Here is a 13,372-nt window from a genome sequence, read left to right on the forward strand (position 1 = left end):
CCTGTAGCCCATATGGGTGTTATCCTATGTAAAAATACTGCGGGTCCTTAGGTTGGACAGCTATGCCCAACGCATGTGTCCTGCTCCGTCCGTCCATAGTAAAAATATGTACCCTGTCCTCCTCTCTTCTGATCAACCCTTCAAGCTTCCTCATCACATATCGCAGCTCACCGTCAGTCAGGAAACATTCATACACAGACTTCTGCCCGCCAGTGCTGTATCCCTTCAGGAAATACCGCACATTGTTAAGCCTCCTGCCGTCAGTAATGTCGTATGCAATGAGATAGAGAGACCTGTTCATGGGAACAGGATAAATGAAATGCTCGCAAGTGTCAGTAAAAGAAATGTTTCGGAAATGTTTCTGTTGATACCTGCTTACTCTGAAGTGATAATTACTTTTTCAATATCCATCATCGGATAGTGTTTTCCATTTCCGGTGGCAAGAACAGCCTGCTTGGCAAATGCTGTAGCTGCAACAATGCAGTCATCCAATTCCATACTCTGACTTTTTATACTATTTTTATAACGTCCTGCCTTTTCAGCTATTACCCTGTTTACATCAAGAATGTTCAAGCTATCCAGGAGTTCTTCTGTCTTTTCCCTCTCGTGCTCTTTCATGCCGGCAAAGATCTCGGCAATTGTGATCGCAGAACAATAGACCGCTGCATCATCAATTACGGAAGAAAGAAATTCTTTGGATTTTTCTCTTCCCCTTAGAAAATTTATCAGGATATCCGTATCAATGAGTACATTTTTCATCTTGAACGGACCAATCTCGTGGATTTTCTGAGAGTACGCACAAAAGCTCCGCTGCCTTTCTGTAATTCAGGATGGTCTTTATCTTTCCATGCACCGAAACTTTCCAACATGGCTTTTTTCAGTTTGAGTCTCTTAAGTTCCTTCCTTAACGCCTCTGCAACCACCTTGCTCTGCTCTCTTTTCGATACTGTCTTTCTCAGTTCATCAAGCAAGTCTTCGGGTAGGAGAAAATTTGCCTGCCTTGTTACAACTTCCATATTTTATCCTCCTCGTCTAATATTACCAAGTTTATATAGATTATAATATAGGAAATATCCTATAATTTCAAGAAAACAGTGGTCAACCTTGTGGCCTTATTTAGAGGGTGTTATTCTTTGCTCAATCCAACCGGTTATCTTAGATAAGACAATAGCTTCAGAGGCCACGCTCATGACAAGATCGTATTTCTCATCTTCACCAGTTACTATATGACGGTCATTTAACCGGAGGAATACATCCATAGCAGTAAAACCAGTCCGCTTGTTTCCATCTACGAATGGATGGTTGCTGATAATAGAATGAAATAATGCAGCCGCCTTTCCCGGAAGAGCGGTATATAAGTCTATGCCTCCGAAGGTGGCCTGCGGTCTTGCAACTGCGGAATCCAGTAACGGAATGCTGCGTATCCCATCTGAACCGCCGGTACTTTCAATAACTCTTCTATGGATTTCTAAGAGGTCCTCCAGTGTCAGATAAATCACTGCGCCAGCCTTTTCAGGAGGTTTAGATTTTCTTTAATACTTGCATTGAGATGCTTTTTCATGCCTGGAGTCAGTCCTTTACCACGGTACGCCCGAATAAGGTGAACAAGTTGCGCGTGTATAAATGTCTCTGGATCTGTTGCATTATCCCTCGCAAGCTCTTCAAGTGCCTTTTGATCTTTATCACTAAGCTTAATCTTTAATTCAGCCATTTTATTAATCCTCCAAAAACATTATAGATTGTCCGTTTCACAAGTCAAGGACGCGCGTCTTACTAATCAGGTGAATGATCAAAGATAATAACATCCCCTGTCACCGGCGACCGGTAAACCAGTTTCCGTACCTTGCCATGTAGTGCATGGGCAATCTTGAGATAGAGCCAGACAGGGGCAGGGCCGGTAAGGACAACGTCGTTGCCTTCGCCGGCAAAGAACTGAGCCTTGTTGATATATTCCGGAAGATCAGAAAGTTTGGCTGTATCGGTACCTAAAAAAACAGTACTTAAATCAATAATTATCTGCTCAGCCATTGTTTCATGTTATCCTTCAGTGTAGCAATGTTCTTTCCATCCACTATTGCAATCTTCATATCCTCCGCACGGCTTTTCACATATTCGTCAGCAACAGGTCGGGCAGAGGCAAGCATCTTCTTACCAAAGAGGCCGAGCACACGATCTCCAAGTGCATCCAATTCATACAGATATTCTTTTCCAACAGATTCATCAGTCCCATCTGCATACCTATTCGGGTTAGCGGTTTTACAGGATATATAAAATAACCTGTTGTTTTTTGCTATAAGAACATCAAATTCATTTTTGGGAGGTTTCTTACCGGTTGTATCCCATTTTCCGGATACATTAAGTTTTACCTCATTTACACTCAAGGATTTTGCCGTCATATAGACATACTCCTCAAACCAAAAACCCCTTAAATATTTAGCGGTTTCTACATCGGGAATATGAATTGTTGTTTGATGAGTCCTTTTCACCAACCCATGATTTTCGAGCACCCCACAAATCCTGCTCATATCCTTATCATTATTTAGAATAATCTGAACGGGATATTTGGCCTTTTCAAAATCTCTTGGAAATTTGCTATTGATTTCACCAATAAGCCTTTGCCGGTTTATTGCAAGCTGAACCAATGTCTCAGTAATATTTTTTCTATCATAAATATAGCGATCATCTTTAACATACTCTGAAACATTAAAACCATAAACAGCAAGGTAGTCTTTTATGGATATATTGACATTAATAGGGATCTTTCCCTCATCAGGTGAAACTTTTATTATTTCATTATCATATGTGTTTACATAATAGATCGGTTTATCGCTCGAATAGAAAGACTGGAAGGTTCCTATTGTCCCTATTTTTGTTCCTCCGGTAATGTTAAGAGTCACTTCATCATTTCTACATTCCTTAATCAGATTTTCACAAACAGAAACAACATCGTTTATATCATAAGCCTTTATCTCTTTTGTTGTAACCTCAAAGCCTTTCTGCCTAATGACCTTCTCAAGTCGTTTTGCCTCTCTAAGCCTTTCTGAAGTTGCAAGCAGGATTACTGCATGAGGAGTAAATTGCAACACTGTGGTTAGATTTGGTATCGGCTGGTCAGACACAAGACATACATGAATATGCTTCATTAACAATTCCTTATACTTTTGCCATTGACACTATTTTATCAATCTGCGTCTTATTAATTCCCATTTTCAGCTCATATCCCCAAATTACTTCGTATCAAGAATTCTTTTCAAGATTCTTTCCTGCTCTTCAGGGGAGAACTCGTGTCCATAGAAGCGCAGGAATATTTCTCTCCTGATTTCCTGTCTGGTAGCATTAGGGTAATCTGCTCTGATACCTGCTTCAACCTGCATGCGAGCCATATCGAACATTGAAAAACCCATCATCAACCGTTCCTCTCCGCTCTTTTTCATGATCATCTGATAAAATAGAGACTCAATTTCAGGCGATGTATCTTTCATTGATAATAATTACAGACATTCCCCATTTCACAACTCCCCTCTCTTCAATTTGTCTCTTATTACCTTGGCCTTCTTTGGCATTGCCTTATGAAAGAACTCCATCTGGGCTTCAAGCCATTTCAGCTTTTCGATAACTGGTTTCTTTCTGTAGGACTCAATTTCTTCTTTAGTCTTGTAATAAAGTAATGGTTCAGACATTATCTATAAACTCATCCTTCATTTTTATCTTCGAGAGACTGTCTTTCCTTTGATAATGAGGTTAACAATGGACGCAGTTGTAAAAGGAACGCCTCGCAGGAATCAATCTTCTCACTTACATATTCTGTATCAAACGCTGTGAGGGCAATGTAATCTCCGACCTGACGATCATCAAAAAGTTGGTTATATAGGTCACCATATTTTTTCTCAATACGACCTGTTTTAATGAACTCCTTATTAAAAGTATCACGTACACCACTATGTTTTTTAAATTGACGACCATCTTCCATAAGTAGAGCACTAACTGCATAAAATAAGGCATAATAAGCACGATTGATTGCGAAATCGTTTGCCTCAGCGGTCAGTTCACGTCTGGCGGCAGTTACACTTTCCATGCTTTTCTTCCACCAGTACCGAACGACCTCTGCTCTTTCGTTACTTTCAGTCATATCAATATTCCATCCTGCTCTACCTCTTTGTGAATCGGCAACACTGACAAGGGCCCATTATCCCATGACTTTTTATCTACCACTAAACCACATAGACTAGCATCATACTCAAGATTAATATCAAGGATAATTGTAGATATTCGATTGCGAATTCTGTGACCTGGAGGCTCTTCAAGGACAATAAGGATGTCCACATCTGATTCCTCATCAGATTCTCCCCGTGCAACAGAACCGAAAAGGATGATGCGGTCAACATTAAACTCGTTGCTGATACTCCTTTGTGCTGCATGGAGTGTCTTGCTTAGCTTCTCCGTTAGTTTAATATCCTGAATTGCTTTCATATGTTTACCTGCATAATCTAATGTTTCTACTATGTAGTTTATAGGTTTTACTTAATTTCGACAATCCCGAAGTTATTTCCTACCGGCTCAACAATAACATTAGCCGTTATGGTCCTTTTCTTTTCAAATAGTTTGCTGCGAAGAGCTTCCGGTACTATATCCTTGTTATTGCCAAGCTTTATCTCAGCCTTCTTGTTATCTTTTCTTGCCAGAAGAATCATATTCCCGGGATTCCAGGTTAAGGAAGCATTTTCCCAGAGGGTGGGCTGAGACACAGAATTAACCTTAGTAACTTGAGGGTTTTGACCCACTTGTTTTGTCGGAGTTGCACTACTTCTAAAATATCCGTATCCTACATTGGTCTTGCCGCCCGCACCAAGTTCTGCAAGCCCGCCCATGAGCCATTTTTTTGCTTTTACGGCAACTCCTTCATCCCTGGAAAATAACGCAAAAGAGAAAGTTTGTCCTGGCGCTACGGTAAGAAAAGTGACAGGCACAGGGTTGAGATAATCCGCTGGAGGTTTGTCTCCCTGATAATACTCACCATAGTGAGGGTTCATAATATCCAGTTCAAGCCTTGGAAATGTAACTGGCAGTCCGTCCATGAAGAAAACGTTGCCCTGCTGATTATTTACCGCGTTTCGTGAGTCTTTCTCTTCAGAGCCAAAGACTTCAAGCAGTTCTTCTTTTGGAGCATCGCAGCCTATTTCAGCATAAGCCCTTGCAAGCCCCTTTAATCCGCTTGCCGGAAGATAAGGAAAGCCGTATAACGGATGCAGCGTCATTCCTGTTTCTATAACGCTTGTGCCGCCAAGTCCAATGATAAGACGGGTATCGGAAGTTAGTTCAAATGATTCATCATGCCAGCCGGAGTTTTGCAATCCTTGAACTACTGCTTTTTGGCGGGCATAAACGGATAGAGCATACTTTTTATCGAATTGTATTTTGGAAATATCATCACGGAATTCTCTGGCGTTTTCGTCTTTCTTCTGCCAGCCGTCTTGCCATGAATAGACATACTTATTAAACAGCAGTCCCAGATTGCTTATTTTCAAAAGACGGCTTTTGTCATCCCTAAAATACTCCCTTGTTTCAGCAGGTAAAGGCAGTTTCATCAGCCTTCCTCCTTCGGCAGGACTGCATCAGCAAACCTTTTCATCCATGATAGGAAAGAGAGAGTTTCAGTAGTTACCTGTCTAAATCTGTCACCAGGCAGCATGATAACTTTTTCTATTAGTTCGCCCTGAGCAACAGGCCAATGGATATTTTTGTTACTGAAAAGATAGCTTTCAATGTCCCTATACGCTTTTTCCTCAGGCTTACGATTGTCTCTTTTACCTTTCGCTTTTAGAAATGCAAGGGTCTGTCCTAAACCATTCGCGATAATCAATGTTGGAAGTTTCATGATAATACTTCTGTAGTCTTTTTTGAATTTCTTGTCTTCAATCTCATTATTGACATAGTCAATACAACTCCACGCCTCTTTTGCCCTTTCATGCTCTAAATTCTCAATATGGCTCATGCCTATATTCCTCCATTCAGGAGATTGATATTCACAATCCCCTTGCCTATGGTTGCGTCCCCACCGAATTGGAGACGTTGAGCATTGATTGTCGAAATAAAGGCCATAACCTCATTATCATTCTTCAATCCTTCGGGTCTTTTATCACTATCACAAGCAGGGTCATGCGCCATAATAACTGAGTAAAGCAATGAATCAGACGGAAGAGCTTCTTCATAAAAAAGTGCACCCTGTTTTACAGTTTTAGTTTTATTGTCGATCTGGATTCGTGCCTGCACTTCTGTTGATAGTTTAACAAAATCTCTGAAAGCATTGTCGGGAAGGATGAGTAAATCTGTTTTTATCTTTTCTTTCCAAAAAGCATATTCTGCCCCTTTTGGAATTACATTAGTAGCTATCCAGTCAGCAATATTCCTGACAGCTTCATCACTCTTAAAATCAAAAGTGTATTCCTCAAGAACGGCCTTATTATCGTTGTCAGAGATTTTGCTGTCCTGTACACCCAGGATATTGTCTCCTGCATCATCTGGATTGGGCACATACCAATTAACGTTTTTAACCCCTGCCATTTCCAAATCTCGCTTCAGTCTGCTCAATGCAAAGCGCGAGGTGGTATAGGCGAAAACACCGTTTAAGGAACGAACGGGGAAAAGCAAAAGCCGAGCATCGGTAAATGTGGCTGCTCCAGCATGGGCATCGCTTTCCTCTTTTTTGCTGCTAAAATCTGGACCGAATGTCCATTTGATTTTATCTCCCTCATTAGCTTTGTTGACCTCAAACCATTCCCTTACGACGCCTTTCACACCAGATGCCTGGCAGACAGGATAATCCGTGTATTTCTCCCTTTGTATAGGTAGGTCAATCACGCCGAGACTTGTACCACTACCGCAGTGCAAGGATGTTTCGGTATAGATGAACATTACTTTTGCCTTTTTAAACATAATCAATACCCTCCTATTAAACTTAGTCCAAAACCCTCCCGGACTTTTTCATCGCTTATTGATTTAAGCCAGATACCGTTGAAAAGCTCATCCACGCTGCTGCCGTTGAGTTCAAAGTAATACACACTACCTGCAGGTACTGCCTTTTTCATATCCTTTGGCCTTCCCTTCACAAGGTCAAAACCACCGATACCAATAGGTTTGCCTATACAGGCACTGATGAGCTTTACCTCTAACCCATTAAGGAAACCGTTCCTTGTATTACTATCTATGCCACCAGGGATCCATCCGTTTGTAAATATCGCAGGAGTCGTGAGGACTATCTTGAACCTGCCTGTTTCTGAAATCTTTTTCTTGATGACTTCAGCAGGGATGCCATTCCATGCAGCCTTTGTGTAAAAAGCCGTGCGGTTGTCACCTCCGAGCCTCAATATACCGGATTCAGGAGGCAGCAACTGTGTCCCTTCAACCTCAACAGTGAAACCTACATTAACATTCAGCCTATAATATTCAACGCTATAAAGCCCACCGGTTTCCACACTCCGTTTTGTTCTGTTCTTACGAACACCTGTCCTCTCCTCTGTTTCATATAACCTTTTGTTCTCCGTCCATTTATCAGGTGTTCTACCTGAAAGATATACAGACATTTCTGCTTGAGACAAAAAACCTGTAACAGATTCAAGGGCATTTTCAGACGGAAACCACACATGCTGCAAACCGGCAGGCAGATCAGTCATGATTTTGCCGTGCAATTTGTCATCAGGTTTCAGTACATACAAGCTGTCGTTTTCCTTACCTTTCTCTTTCGCAATATCTCTTGGCATAGGGAAGTATTGTTGAATACACCCATCTTCTTTCTTTGCAACAGCAAACTGTCTGATAGTCAAACATCCGTTTTCAGCAGGCGTGCCGACCTCCTTCTTTACATGCTCTGGAATTGAGTCATAATCAGATGCAAATTTGTCATATTCAGTCCGAGCAATGCTCAGAATGTGAGAGCGCAAAGCACCATAGACCGTAGACGGTTGAGGTGGGAAAGTACCCCTGGCAAAATGGTCATCACCGCCGGAGAAGGGTTTGCCATCCCTGAACATCAGGATGTCATTAGGTTCTATGAATAATCTCATCTGTTCCCCTCCCTTCCGAGGAATGCTGCAACCACCAGGAATTTACCGATGTCGTCAATTGTCAATCCGCCGGACTGAAGTCGCATTAGACCGTCAATTAAATCCTTAACCTTATCGTTATGGTTACTTTTCGTCTGTCTTTTCGCGATACGCTGGAGTTCAAGTCTGATAGCCTCTGCTGGCAACTGGATTATCTTGCCGTTCGAGTCTTTATACTCAAGTCCTTTTGTCTCTGTTCTGAATGTATAGACAAACTTAGGAGAAATGTGCTCATTATAAAACGCATCAGCCCAGTCACGAAGAAGTGGGATTGTCTCAAAAATTACCCCTACCCGCCCTTTTTCTAAGAGGGAAATATTCTCGTAATACCATTTAGAGCTTACATGCTCTGTCCCGCCGGCTCGTTTGGCAAGGGCAATGCAAAAGGCATTTTTGCCGTCCAATTTCTTTGCCTGTTTCTCGCAAGCCCTCACCTCATCCAATACCTGTGAAAGGTTTGAACTATGATGGGCAATGACTATACCCATGCTTGCAGTGGCCTTAGTCCCCATTGAAAGCATGAAACCTTTAATGTGTCTTTCATGTTTGTCAACATTGAGCGGATAGCCTTCATTATCAACTGGAATAAAACCAGAGCCATCCTTAAAATCTATGGCGACCCTGTTAGTTTCAACATCTGATTTCAGACTGCCTGAGAAATATGCCCTTAACTTTCTCATCACTTCCGGCAAGTCTTTGAGATTTACAAAGGCAAGGACATCATCGCCGCCTGCATAAACAAGTTTTCCGAGATGATCTTTCTCTACTATCTCCCTTGCCACCTTCAATGAAAAGTCTCGCAATGCCTTGCTCATGGCAAGATGGAGCGAAGGATTAAGAGGTCTCTCCATCCTTTTCAATTCATTCCAACTCACGTCCAGAGAATTTCTAACGGAAGGATGCAATATATCTTCTATCTTTGGGGCTATTTCACCTGATAGCCACTTGCCCATATTATCGCCGTGCATGAGAAGAACAGCATAATATTTCGATGGAGGATCAATGCATAGTTTTTTTGCTGCCTTGAGTAGTTGCCGCAATGCAATGCGGGCAGCACTGCACAGGTCTTTAGTATAAGTCGGAATCTCTTCTTTAAGCGACTCCACAAATGAATCCTCATACAACCAGTCACCCTCAACGGAAGCAAATTTCTGCGCCACCTCTTTATTTTCAGCTGTAACAGTTTCTGGATTATTACACATACCCCACACCATACGAAGCGCTTCCCCATTCATGCGGTCTTCTTTACCGCCAAATAAGGTGTGAAGGATACCAACAAATTCGTCAACTCTCATCTTGAGTTCAGGATTGAGAAGATTCTTTATGACCTTTTCTTTAAAAGATGCTGTTGCAACCATGCTGATTGAGGGAAATGAGTTGGAGATATTAAACTTCAACTGCCCTCTAAAAAAAGCTGGCGCAGCGAGCCTCTTTGTTACACACACACCGCACAATCTCTCAGATTTTCTTATCTGTGGAAATGTAGGCATCACTGTATCCTGCCAAAAGCCCTTTAATGCGCCAAAGTGTTCGGGACAAGATTGACCATTATACGTTCCGGGATGCACAGGCTCCCTTACTCCGCATAATGTACATTTGAAGTTCGGCTCATTTTGCTGCTTAAAATCCCTCACAACCTTCCTACTACCAAGTGACTTTTCAGTCAAACTGTATATCTGACCATACACTGTTCCAATATTTGGATCAAAACCCTTCTCCTCGTATTCTTTGAACAACTGTCAAATTGCCAATCAGACTTAATATCCAATAAATATTTATAACTGCTTAGGAATTCTGTGTAGTTATCCACTGCCGTAGCTGTCCAATAAGTTTCCATGAAATCTTCTGTCTGCCTCTGCCATATAGCATCCCATTCACCTGAAGATATTTCCAGCTTTTCAACCATCTTGTCTTTTACAGCATTACAGGCTAACAGGAAGGTCTCTTTAACAGCTTTCTTCGCTTTATTGGCAATGTCTGCAACAGAGGTTTCAGGAACAATTGCCAAAAATCGGTTCGGAAGAGTCGGCGAAGAAAGCTGCCCAGAACCGACATTTCCCTCAATTTTAAGTCCTTTTTCTTTTACCCATAAATCGGTCACCGGCTGACCACAAAGGTCAGGAAATATGAGGCTGTCAGGCCCAAATTCTTCGGCCACAACCTTCATTGCACTCCATGACAGATAGGATAGTAGATAGCTGCCAGCCCATAGGTCTTGTGTCTTTCGCGCAGTTGCAATAAACTCCTGCACCGGCCCTATCGCAAAGAGTAAAAACGCTGGCTTAGGTAATGCACCAGCAATAGCAGATGTTATCCGTTTATGTTCCCAGATGGAGTGGTCAGGCATCCTCGTGTCAGCAGGGAGCAGTTCCCACAACTGGCCTAACCGTGACTGCTGCTCAGTGTCTTTTATCAGGAGATCAAGCAGTTCCCTCCATAAGGCGAGATAGAGTTTTTCCAGATCATTGCCATATTTGTCGGACAGTGCAACAAAACTCCTGTCAACGGCTGCAGTGATTTCACCGATTTCAACTTGTGCCAGACTCATGAGGTCAAAATCCTTGCCTGACAAGGGGTGGATAATGGCAGGATTATTGCGAAAATCGGATATAAATCCTTCGTCTTTGGACAGATTGATACGATCTGCCGCAGACGCAATATGGTCGGCTGTTCTCACTTCATTTGTGATCTTTGCATCAGCCTTTTCAATTATCGCAGCCATTATCTCTTTTGCCCTTCCCTCATGACCGATCCTGCCGAGAATTATAGGCTTCTCCGGGGGGGTCATGCAGAAGCGCCTGAATTTTCTTTATGAGAAGTTTGTCATCCATTTGTGCCCCTATTTATATAATTACTTCCATGTGTTGGGAAAGAAAGGCATTGAATTCATTGCATACTTCAGTAAACTTCCTGTCATGCTGTACTGCATTATCAAGCTCTATGCAATACCTTGATGGCAGGTAAAGTATATAGGCACGGTATATATCACCTTCTTTGGCAATCTTTATGAAATAGGGCTTTGCGTGGCGGTCAAGAAGGGATTTGGTCCTACGATCTGCCACAATGGGAGAACCAATATATTGCCTCTTATCACATTTATGCTTTTGCTCGAAGGTGTTAAATCCCTCTCCTTTCTCCTTCCTTATTCTTATATCACCGCTTCTGATGCCCCTGTAAATCTTACCCACTTCTCCTAATGTCTTATCCCAAGTTGCATATGACTCCTTTGCTCGGAAGATATTTGTTCCCTCTGCAAATGTAGTATATGCCTTTAACTCAGTCCCTTTAACAACTTTCTGTAAATTTTCTTTTGTATATGCCCCACCGACTGAAATATCATTGGCAATAGAATTGAAACATTCATCCTTGTTAGTTATAAAGAAACTGCCAAACCCGTTTCTGCTTTTTGAACCAACACCACCAAACAAGTCAAACACATACATTGCCTCGAGTATTTCATTTAGAAACTCTTGTTTGAAAATACTCAAGTGGAGATTGAATTTGAAACCACTACTAATATATTTCCTTACAATTACATTTTTCTTTTTGACCTTATCGTAAGAGCAAGGGCCATATGCCAAATATTCAAGCACGTTTACTGGAAACGATTTTCCTTTACTTGTGACAGTTATATTGTGTTTTGGGAGATCAGCGTTTGTTGTCTCCAAAACCCCTTCATGGGCAATTCTTATTGCAAAACTGCTGCCGCCACCAGTCTTCTCGTCACTGCTTCCGAATATCTTGCTTTCTTTTTCCCTCAAACTGTCAAGATTAGATTCAGCCTGCAAAGCCCGCCACCAGAACCGCAACAAGCCTTTGATACTCGCAGCCCTGAGTTCTGCTTTACTCTGGTCTGCCCCTGCTAAAAACATTGGCGTAGTGGTTTCTATCTCAAAACTAATTTTCTTTATCATTCATATTCCCCTTTGCAGCAACCCCGCCAGCACCACCGTCCGATATTCTCTCTGATCCATCAGGTATCTCCATATTTCAGGTGTCTTGGGTGGCAGTCCCCCCCTCACCCTGTCCCTCTCCCCAAAGGGGAGAGGAGAGAAAGAGAAGTATTTGTAAGCACTGTTACGGCTGATTGCGCCGGAACAAGTCCGCAGACAAACACCTTGCAGGCTGAAATCTAACTTATTATGATTTTAATTGCAACAGAAAAAATGTTTCCGAAATGTTTCTGTTCCGTAGGTTGGTAAAAGTCCAGGCTTTACTAATCTGAGACTTAAGATAGTCATTTATTCCTGCCTTCTTTTCATAACCTTTCCCCATGGCATCTCAAATCTCTCAACGACCTCCTCTATTTCCAGTAATCGGGAGAATTCACCGAGCCATTGCCGTATGTATCCCACATCCAGTCTTTTCCCCTGACGTATGATGATGCTCTGGATATCAGCCAAATCCTGAGGTCTCCCGGCTACTGCCTTATGGATAATGAGATCTTCGGCTGAACACACTCTGATAAGATGACCACTCCCGAGGTCATAATCTACCGCCCTTCTTATGACATCTTCTTCATATCCTGGAATACCAAGAGATATATCTATCTCATAATCCTCGCTGCTTTTAACCAGGCACACCCGATGTTTCAGAGCGAAATCAAGCGCATCAGAAATGCGGGCGAGGGATAAGAACAGTAACGTCCACATCACGGGTAAACCGTGGCTCTCCCCAATGCTGGAGTGCAATGCCCCCGATTATTGCATAAGGAATATCCTCTTTCGAAAAAAAATCATGGACTTCAAGTATAGCTTTAAACTGCATAGTCATTTCTTGATACCACTTGCACTGTTAAGCAACTCTCTCCTTTTAACGAGAAATGAAATCTTCTGCCTTTCGAAGTCTTCTGAGACTTCTTTCGATGTGGCATTTTCCCAGAACTCACACAGATCTTTATATTCACGTAGAGATTCACTTATGCCTAATTGGGATATCCTCTTTTCCCTTTCCTCCTCTATAAGTTTATTCGCGAGTATATGACCTTTGACAAAATTCAGAAGGTCTTTTTTGCTAACATGCTCTCTCTTCATTCTATTTCTAACTCCGTCACTTTTGCATAACCACACTTACTATAACCATAATTATGCTTCTATTCAATCCTTATCTTCCCTTTATCCACTCTGATGCCATAGCGCGTGTCGCCGTATTTTTTACTCACTGCTATTATGTAATATGGCAGTAAGGCAGAATCACCGGTGTTGTTTCTTATGGCTTTGTTGATTTTACTTATGTTCTGCCTGATCATACCGTCAAAAGCAGGGTCTCCCGAC

General features: G+C 42.0%; 22 protein-coding genes. All 22 read right to left on the minus strand.

The window, feature by feature from the left end; translation table 11 throughout:
- Window positions 1-19 precede the first annotated feature (19 nt).
- Complete coding sequence (gene cas2 / locus HZA08_04555; protein ID MBI5192697.1) at window positions 20-301, minus strand: CRISPR-associated endonuclease Cas2; 282 nt, start codon at window positions 299-301, stop codon at window positions 20-22.
- A gap of 74 nt (window positions 302-375) precedes the next feature.
- Entirely contained in the window at window positions 376-759 is a 384-nt protein-coding gene (locus HZA08_04560; GenBank protein ID MBI5192698.1) for a type II toxin-antitoxin system VapC family toxin, read from the minus strand.
- Window positions 756-1,016 (minus strand): hypothetical protein, encoded by a 261-nt coding sequence (locus tag HZA08_04565; protein MBI5192699.1) that lies wholly within the window; start codon window positions 1,014-1,016, stop codon window positions 756-758. The genes HZA08_04560 and HZA08_04565 overlap by 4 nt, the downstream gene beginning before the upstream one ends.
- Window positions 1,017-1,112: 96 nt before the next feature.
- Window positions 1,113-1,499: a type II toxin-antitoxin system death-on-curing family toxin gene (locus HZA08_04570; protein MBI5192700.1), complete on the minus strand. Its 387-nt coding sequence runs from the start codon at window positions 1,497-1,499 to the stop codon at window positions 1,113-1,115.
- Window positions 1,496-1,711 (minus strand): hypothetical protein, encoded by a 216-nt coding sequence (locus HZA08_04575; GenBank protein MBI5192701.1) that lies wholly within the window; start codon window positions 1,709-1,711, stop codon window positions 1,496-1,498. The genes HZA08_04570 and HZA08_04575 overlap by 4 nt, the downstream gene beginning before the upstream one ends.
- A gap of 62 nt (window positions 1,712-1,773) precedes the next feature.
- Window positions 1,774-2,028 carry a hypothetical protein gene (locus HZA08_04580; protein MBI5192702.1) on the minus strand — a complete coding sequence of 85 codons (255 nt, stop codon included), beginning with the start codon at window positions 2,026-2,028 and terminating at the stop codon, window positions 1,774-1,776.
- Entirely contained in the window at window positions 2,013-3,143 is a 1,131-nt protein-coding gene (locus HZA08_04585) for a DUF1887 family protein (GenBank protein ID MBI5192703.1), read from the minus strand. The genes HZA08_04580 and HZA08_04585 overlap by 16 nt, the downstream gene beginning before the upstream one ends.
- 84 nt (window positions 3,144-3,227) lie before the next feature.
- Window positions 3,228-3,482: a hypothetical protein gene (locus HZA08_04590; protein ID MBI5192704.1), complete on the minus strand. Its 255-nt coding sequence runs from the start codon at window positions 3,480-3,482 to the stop codon at window positions 3,228-3,230.
- A gap of 27 nt (window positions 3,483-3,509) precedes the next feature.
- Complete coding sequence (locus HZA08_04595; GenBank protein MBI5192705.1) at window positions 3,510-3,680, minus strand: hypothetical protein; 171 nt, start codon at window positions 3,678-3,680, stop codon at window positions 3,510-3,512.
- Window positions 3,681-3,691: 11 nt separating this feature from the next.
- Window positions 3,692-4,129: a HEPN domain-containing protein gene (locus HZA08_04600; GenBank protein MBI5192706.1), complete on the minus strand. Its 438-nt coding sequence runs from the start codon at window positions 4,127-4,129 to the stop codon at window positions 3,692-3,694.
- Window positions 4,126-4,470, minus strand: coding sequence for a nucleotidyltransferase domain-containing protein (locus HZA08_04605; GenBank protein MBI5192707.1), 345 nt, complete (start codon window positions 4,468-4,470; stop codon window positions 4,126-4,128). Before HZA08_04605 ends, HZA08_04600 begins: the two co-directional genes overlap by 4 nt.
- Window positions 4,471-4,517: 47 nt before the next feature.
- Window positions 4,518-5,585, minus strand: a complete 1,068-nt coding sequence (gene cmr6 / locus HZA08_04610; GenBank protein ID MBI5192708.1) for a type III-B CRISPR module RAMP protein Cmr6 — start codon at window positions 5,583-5,585, stop codon at window positions 4,518-4,520.
- Window positions 5,585-5,992, minus strand: a complete 408-nt coding sequence (gene cmr5, locus HZA08_04615; GenBank protein MBI5192709.1) for a type III-B CRISPR module-associated protein Cmr5 — start codon at window positions 5,990-5,992, stop codon at window positions 5,585-5,587. The genes cmr6 and cmr5 overlap by 1 nt, the downstream gene beginning before the upstream one ends.
- A 2-nt stretch (window positions 5,993-5,994) precedes the next feature.
- Window positions 5,995-6,933: a type III-B CRISPR module RAMP protein Cmr4 gene (gene cmr4 / locus HZA08_04620; GenBank protein ID MBI5192710.1), complete on the minus strand. Its 939-nt coding sequence runs from the start codon at window positions 6,931-6,933 to the stop codon at window positions 5,995-5,997.
- A 2-nt stretch (window positions 6,934-6,935) separates the two neighbouring features.
- A complete protein-coding gene (gene cmr3, locus HZA08_04625) occupies window positions 6,936-8,060 on the minus strand; it encodes a type III-B CRISPR module-associated protein Cmr3 (GenBank protein ID MBI5192711.1) in 1,125 nt (374 codons plus the stop codon).
- Complete coding sequence (cas10, locus tag HZA08_04630) at window positions 8,057-9,835, minus strand: type III-B CRISPR-associated protein Cas10/Cmr2 (protein ID MBI5192712.1); 1,779 nt, start codon at window positions 9,833-9,835, stop codon at window positions 8,057-8,059. Before cas10 (HZA08_04630) ends, cmr3 begins: the two co-directional genes overlap by 4 nt.
- Window positions 9,763-10,887 (minus strand): type III-B CRISPR-associated protein Cas10/Cmr2, encoded by a 1,125-nt coding sequence (gene cas10 / locus HZA08_04635; protein MBI5192713.1) that lies wholly within the window; start codon window positions 10,885-10,887, stop codon window positions 9,763-9,765. The genes cas10 (HZA08_04630) and cas10 (HZA08_04635) overlap by 73 nt, the downstream gene beginning before the upstream one ends.
- Before the next feature lie 55 nt (window positions 10,888-10,942).
- Complete coding sequence (cmr1, locus tag HZA08_04640) at window positions 10,943-12,013, minus strand: type III-B CRISPR module RAMP protein Cmr1 (protein ID MBI5192714.1); 1,071 nt, start codon at window positions 12,011-12,013, stop codon at window positions 10,943-10,945.
- A gap of 327 nt (window positions 12,014-12,340) precedes the next feature.
- On the minus strand, window positions 12,341-12,682 hold the full coding sequence (locus HZA08_04645) for a hypothetical protein (protein MBI5192715.1): 342 nt from the start codon (window positions 12,680-12,682) through the stop codon (window positions 12,341-12,343).
- A 28-nt stretch (window positions 12,683-12,710) separates the two neighbouring features.
- Entirely contained in the window at window positions 12,711-12,866 is a 156-nt protein-coding gene (locus HZA08_04650) for a hypothetical protein (protein MBI5192716.1), read from the minus strand.
- Between the two features lie 2 nt (window positions 12,867-12,868).
- Complete coding sequence (locus HZA08_04655; protein ID MBI5192717.1) at window positions 12,869-13,132, minus strand: hypothetical protein; 264 nt, start codon at window positions 13,130-13,132, stop codon at window positions 12,869-12,871.
- Window positions 13,133-13,191: 59 nt separating this feature from the next.
- A partial coding sequence (locus tag HZA08_04660; protein MBI5192718.1) for a hypothetical protein occupies window positions 13,192-13,372 on the minus strand: 181 nt, incomplete at its 5' end.

Source organism: Nitrospirota bacterium (assembly GCA_016212215.1).
Classification (GTDB): domain Bacteria; phylum Nitrospirota; class 9FT-COMBO-42-15; order HDB-SIOI813; family HDB-SIOI813; genus JACRGV01.